This is a genomic window from Bacillus haikouensis (assembly GCF_013179555.1).
GTDB lineage: Bacteria > Bacillota > Bacilli > Bacillales > Bacillaceae_B > Rossellomorea > Rossellomorea haikouensis_A.
On the sequence record NZ_JABMCR010000274.1, the window covers coordinates 1 to 5,289 of the forward strand.

At 42.2% G+C, this 5,289-nt stretch carries 9 protein-coding genes; all 9 read left to right on the forward strand.

Annotated elements, in window-relative coordinates; genetic code table 11:
- Nucleotides 1–1,221: preprotein translocase subunit SecY (gene secY / locus HP456_RS19415; RefSeq protein WP_172254169.1), on the forward strand; the 1,221-nt coding region annotated here is incomplete at its 5' end.
- 63 nt (nucleotides 1,222–1,284) lie between these two features.
- The gene (locus HP456_RS19420; RefSeq protein WP_172254171.1) at nucleotides 1,285–1,938 is read left to right on the forward strand and encodes an adenylate kinase; all 654 of its coding nucleotides are present in this window, start codon (nucleotides 1,285–1,287) and stop codon (nucleotides 1,936–1,938) included.
- The gene (gene map, locus HP456_RS19425) at nucleotides 1,935–2,681 is read left to right on the forward strand and encodes a type I methionyl aminopeptidase (protein ID WP_172254173.1); all 747 of its coding nucleotides are present in this window, start codon (nucleotides 1,935–1,937) and stop codon (nucleotides 2,679–2,681) included. The genes HP456_RS19420 and map overlap by 4 nt, the downstream gene beginning before the upstream one ends.
- A 15-nt stretch (nucleotides 2,682–2,696) precedes the next feature.
- Complete coding sequence (locus tag HP456_RS19430) at nucleotides 2,697–3,020, forward strand: KOW domain-containing RNA-binding protein (protein ID WP_172254176.1); 324 nt, start codon at nucleotides 2,697–2,699, stop codon at nucleotides 3,018–3,020.
- On the forward strand, nucleotides 3,013–3,231 hold the full coding sequence (infA, locus tag HP456_RS19435; protein ID WP_034765945.1) for a translation initiation factor IF-1: 219 nt from the start codon (nucleotides 3,013–3,015) through the stop codon (nucleotides 3,229–3,231). Before HP456_RS19430 ends, infA begins: the two co-directional genes overlap by 8 nt.
- 38 nt (nucleotides 3,232–3,269) lie before the next feature.
- Nucleotides 3,270–3,383: a 50S ribosomal protein L36 gene (gene rpmJ / locus HP456_RS19440; protein WP_003156543.1), complete on the forward strand. Its 114-nt coding sequence runs from the start codon at nucleotides 3,270–3,272 to the stop codon at nucleotides 3,381–3,383.
- Nucleotides 3,384–3,407: 24 nt separating this feature from the next.
- The gene (rpsM, locus tag HP456_RS19445) at nucleotides 3,408–3,773 is read left to right on the forward strand and encodes a 30S ribosomal protein S13 (RefSeq protein ID WP_172254178.1); all 366 of its coding nucleotides are present in this window, start codon (nucleotides 3,408–3,410) and stop codon (nucleotides 3,771–3,773) included.
- A gap of 25 nt (nucleotides 3,774–3,798) precedes the next feature.
- Nucleotides 3,799–4,188: a 30S ribosomal protein S11 gene (rpsK, locus tag HP456_RS19450; RefSeq protein ID WP_032085294.1), complete on the forward strand. Its 390-nt coding sequence runs from the start codon at nucleotides 3,799–3,801 to the stop codon at nucleotides 4,186–4,188.
- Nucleotides 4,189–4,361: 173 nt separating this feature from the next.
- On the forward strand, nucleotides 4,362–5,289 hold a 928-nt coding region (locus HP456_RS19455), incomplete at its 3' end, for a DNA-directed RNA polymerase subunit alpha (RefSeq protein ID WP_172254180.1).

A 5,289-nucleotide genomic window follows, 5' to 3' on the forward strand; every position in this document is an offset into this window, starting at 1 on the left:
TTAGTCGTCTTCCGTCTTGGTACCTTCATTCCGGTGCCGAACGTTGACGCGAATGTACTGAAGATGCAAGACCAGGCAGGGATTCTCGGATTCCTGAATACATTTGGCGGTGGTGCGCTGCAGAACTTCTCCATCTTCGCGATGGGAATCATGCCATACATCACGGCTTCGATTATTGTTCAGCTTCTCCAAATGGACGTTGTTCCTAAGTTCACTGAATGGTCGAAGCAAGGTGAAGTTGGCCGCCGTAAATTAGCTCAATTCACTCGTTATTTCACAATTATATTAGGTTTCATCCAAGCTTTAGGTATGTCCTACGGCTTCAACCGAATTTATGGTGGAATGCTTATCCAAAGTCCTGGAGTAAGCACGTACCTGTTAATCGCATTGGTATTGACAGCTGGTACGGCTTTTCTTATGTGGCTGGGTGAACAGATTACAGCTAAAGGTGTTGGAAATGGTATCTCGATCCTGATCTTTGCAGGTATCGTAGCTGCGATCCCCAACACTGTAAACCAAATTTATGCTCAGCAAATCGAAGGAGCAGGCGAGCAGCTTTTCCTTCGCATTGTCGTTCTTGCACTTTTAGTATTGGCAGTTATTGCAATCGTTGTTGGAACAGTGTTTATTCAACAAGCACTACGTAAAATTCCGATTCAATATGCAAAACGTTTAGTGGGGCGCAGTCCGGTTGGCGGACAATCAACACATCTTCCTTTGAAAGTAAATGCTGCGGGTGTTATTCCAGTAATCTTCGCGATTTCTTTTATCATCACTCCACAGACTATTTCCACTTTCTTTGGTGAAAATGATGTGACAAGTACGATTCAGTACATCTTTGATTATACGAAGCCAGTCGGGATGATCATTTATGTTGCATTGATCGTTGCCTTTACGTACTTCTATGCTTTCATTCAAGTAAATCCGGAACAAATGGCGGAGAACTTGAAGAAGCAAGGTGGATATATCCCTGGTATCCGTCCAGGTAAAACCACACAAGAGTATCTCACTCGCGTTTTGTATCGTCTAACATTTGTAGGGGCTATTTTCTTATCAGTTATCTCCATTCTTCCAGTGTTCTTCATTAACTTCGCTGGACTGCCTCCTGCGGCACAAATTGGCGGAACAAGTCTCTTGATCGTCGTTGGTGTTGCTCTTGAGACAATGAAGCAATTGGAAGCACAACTGGTGAAACGTCACTACAAAGGGTTCATTAAATAAGAGGGTTTTCGGGAACGGTTCTGTTCCTGAAGCCATTTTATAGACATTTGAGGGGGAGTTCGAGTGAATATAGTTCTTATGGGCTTACCAGGCGCAGGAAAAGGCACTCAAGCTGAGAAAATCGTTGAAAAATATGGTATCCCTCATATTTCGACTGGTGATATGTTCCGTGCTGCGATCAAAGATGGCACTGAGCTTGGCTTGAAGGCTAAATCTTTCATGGATAATGGCGATCTTGTCCCTGATGAAGTGACAATCGGAATCGTCCGTGAACGTTTAAGCAAAGAGGACTGTGGCAATGGCTTCTTACTTGATGGGTTTCCAAGAACGGTAGCTCAGGCAGAGGCACTTGAAAACATCCTCGCTGATCTTGGTAAAAAAATGAATTATGTCATTAATATAGATGTAGATAAGGACATCCTGATGGAGCGCTTGACAGGTCGCAGAATCTGTAAAGAGTGCGGCGCTACTTATCATCTTGTCTTTAATCCACCAAAAGAAGAGGGCGTTTGTGACCGTTGCGGCGGAGAATTGTATCAACGTGCGGATGATAACGAGGAGACAGTTCAAAATCGCCTGGACGTAAATATCAAGCAAACTCAACCGCTTTTGGCATACTACGATGATAAAGGCTATCTCAAAAACATTGACGGTCAACAAGACATCGATAAAGTGTTTGATGACATTGATGAATTACTTGGAGGCCTTTCAGTATGATCATTTGTAAAACTCCGAGAGAGATTGAGATCATGCGGCAAGCCGGCAGGATTGTGGCACTGGCTCATGCGGAATTGCAGAAGCATATTTCACCAGGAATATCGACGAAGGAATTGGATGCAATTGCTGAAAAATTCATTCGTAAACATGATGCAATTCCATCTTTTAAAGGGTATAATGGGTTTCGTGGCAGCATCTGTGCTTCAGTCAACAACGAGCTGGTTCATGGAATACCAGGTGAACGGGTATTGAAGGATGGCGACATTATCAGCATTGATATAGGTGCGAAATATAACGGCTATCACGGAGACTCCGCCTGGACATATCCAGTTGGGAAGATTGACGATGAAACCCGGAAGCTTCTGGATGTAACAGAGGAATCTTTATATTTGGGGCTTAAGGAAGCTAAACCAGGCGAACGTCTGTCGAATATCTCTCATAGTATTCAAACTTTTGTTGAAGCAAATGGCTTTTCTATCGTTCGAGAGTATGTAGGACACGGAGTAGGTCAAGACTTACATGAGGACCCTCAGATCCCTCATTATGGACCGCCTAACAAAGGTCCTCGCTTAAGGCCTGGCATGGTACTGGCTATTGAACCAATGGTTAATGCAGGAAGTCGATATGTTAGAACGTTATCAGATAACTGGACAGTTGTGACAGTTGATGATAAAATGTGTGCGCACTTTGAACACACCATTGCAATTACTGAAGAAGGCTATGAGATATTGACGAAAGCCTAAGTGAAGGTGATTGGATTGATCGAGTCAGATTCAGCGATTCCGAGTATAGGTCAGATTGTTCTGCCGCTTAAGGGCAGGGAAGCTGGAACGTATTCGGTCGTTGTTCAGCAATTGGATGAACGTTTTGTACTCATAGCAGACGGAGATAAACGCAAATTCGATCGCGCTAAGCGAAAGAATATCGGACATCTTCAACTGTTTGACTATGTTTCTCCGGAAGTTCATAACAGTATTATCGAAACAGGAAAAGTGACGAACGGTAAACTGCGTTATGCTGTTTCAAAGTTTGTAAATGAAGTTTTAATTGATGAGAAGAAGGGAGACATGTTCGATGGCTAAGGATGATGTAATTGAAGTGGAAGGGAAAGTCGCTGAGACTTTGCCTAACGCGATGTTTAAGGTAGAATTAGAAAATGGTCATACAGTTCTGGCACATGTTTCAGGAAAGATTCGTATGCATTTCATCCGTATCCTACCTGGTGACAAGGTGACAGTTGAATTATCACCGTATGACTTAACTCGTGGTAGAATCACTTATCGTTATAAATAATCTATTGCACTCCGTACTATTAAGGAGGTTAGAATAAGATGAAAGTTAGACCATCTGTTAAGCCAATCTGCGAAAAATGTAAAGTTATTCGCAGAAAAGGTAAAGTCATGGTTATCTGTGAAAACCCTAAACACAAACAAAAACAAGGCTAAACTAAAAGGAGGTGCGCTATCACTATGGCACGTATTGCTGGTGTAGACATTCCACGTGACAAACGTGTTGTCATTTCATTAACATACATCTACGGTATTGGTAAAAATACTGCGACACAAATTCTTTCTGAAGCAGGTGTCTCTGAAGATACTCGCGTTCGCGATCTAACTGAAGACGAACTAGGAAAGATTCGTGATATCGTTGATAAATTAAAGGTTGAAGGTGATCTTCGTCGTGAGATCTCTCTAAACATCAAACGTCTTATGGAAATCGGTTCATACCGCGGTCTTCGTCACCGTCGTGGACTACCTGTTCGTGGACAACATACGAAGAACAATGCTCGTACACGTAAAGGTCCTCGTAAGACTGTAGCAAACAAGAAAAAATAATAGGTAAAGGAGGTTACTTCTTAGTATGGCACGTAAAACAAACACTCGTAAACGTCGTGTGAAAAAGAATATCGAAGCTGGTATTGCACACATTCGTTCTACATTCAATAATACAATCGTAACTATTACTGATGTTCACGGAAACGCTGTTGCATGGTCAAGTGCAGGTTCACTAGGATTCAGAGGTTCTCGTAAATCCACTCCATTCGCAGCACAAATGGCTGCTGAAACTGCAGCAAAAGCTTCCCAGGAACACGGTTTGAAAACTCTTGAAGTAACAGTTAAAGGCCCTGGAGCTGGACGTGAAGCTGCAATCCGTGCTCTTCAAGCTGCTGGTCTTGAAGTTACTGCAATCAGAGACGTTACTCCAGTTCCTCATAACGGATGCCGTCCGCCGAAACGTCGCCGCGTTTAATTTTTCTGTATAAATTTTGTATCGTTGTCTATAATGGGATATGATACAAAATACGTTCATTCAGAAAAAGGTAACCAGTTGTTGGTGCACAATAGGGAACGTAAACATGGGGAATTTCGGACTTCATATTATTTAGCCCGGAGTTTCGACGTTTTGAAGGAGGGTAAATATTAATGATCGAAATTGAAAAACCAAAAATTGAAACGGTTGAGATCAGCGATGATGCCACATATGGAAAGTTCGTCGTAGAACCACTTGAGCGTGGATATGGTACAACTTTGGGTAACTCCTTACGTCGTATCCTATTATCGTCACTCCCAGGTGCCGCTGTCACATCTATTCAAATAGATGGAGTACTGCATGAGTTTTCAACAATTGAAGGCGTCGTAGAAGATGTCACATCCATCATTTTGAATATCAAAAAGTTAGCGTTAAAGATTTACTCTGATGAAGAGAAAACGCTTGAAATTGATGTACAGGGTGAAGGGGTCGTTACAGCTGCTGATATTACTCATGATAGTGATGTGGAAGTGTTAAATCCTGATTTACACATCGCCACGTTGTCTAAAAGTGGTCACTTCCGTGTGCGTTTAAGCGCATCCCGCGGACGTGGATACAGACCTGCTGACCAAAACAAACGTGAGGATCTTCCAATCGGTGTGATCCCAATCGATTCTATTTACACTCCAGTTTCACGCGTTAATTATCAAGTAGAAAATACTCGTGTTGGTCAAATGACGAACTATGATAAGCTTTCTCTTGATGTATGGACTGATGGAAGTATTGGACCGAAAGAAGCGATTTCTTTAGGTGCTAAGATTCTGACAGAACACTTGAATATTTTCGTTGGCCTTACAGATGAAGCGCAGAATGCTGAAATCATGGTAGAAAAAGAAGAAGACCAAAAAGAAAAAGTTCTTGAAATGACAATTGAAGAACTAGATCTTTCTGTTCGTTCTTATAACTGCCTGAAGCGTGCTGGAATCAACACTGTTCAAGAGCTTGCTAACAAGACTGAAGAAGATATGATGAAAGTGCGTAACCTAGGACGTAAATCTCTTGAAGAGGTCAAAGTTAAACTTGAAGACCTTGGATTAGGAC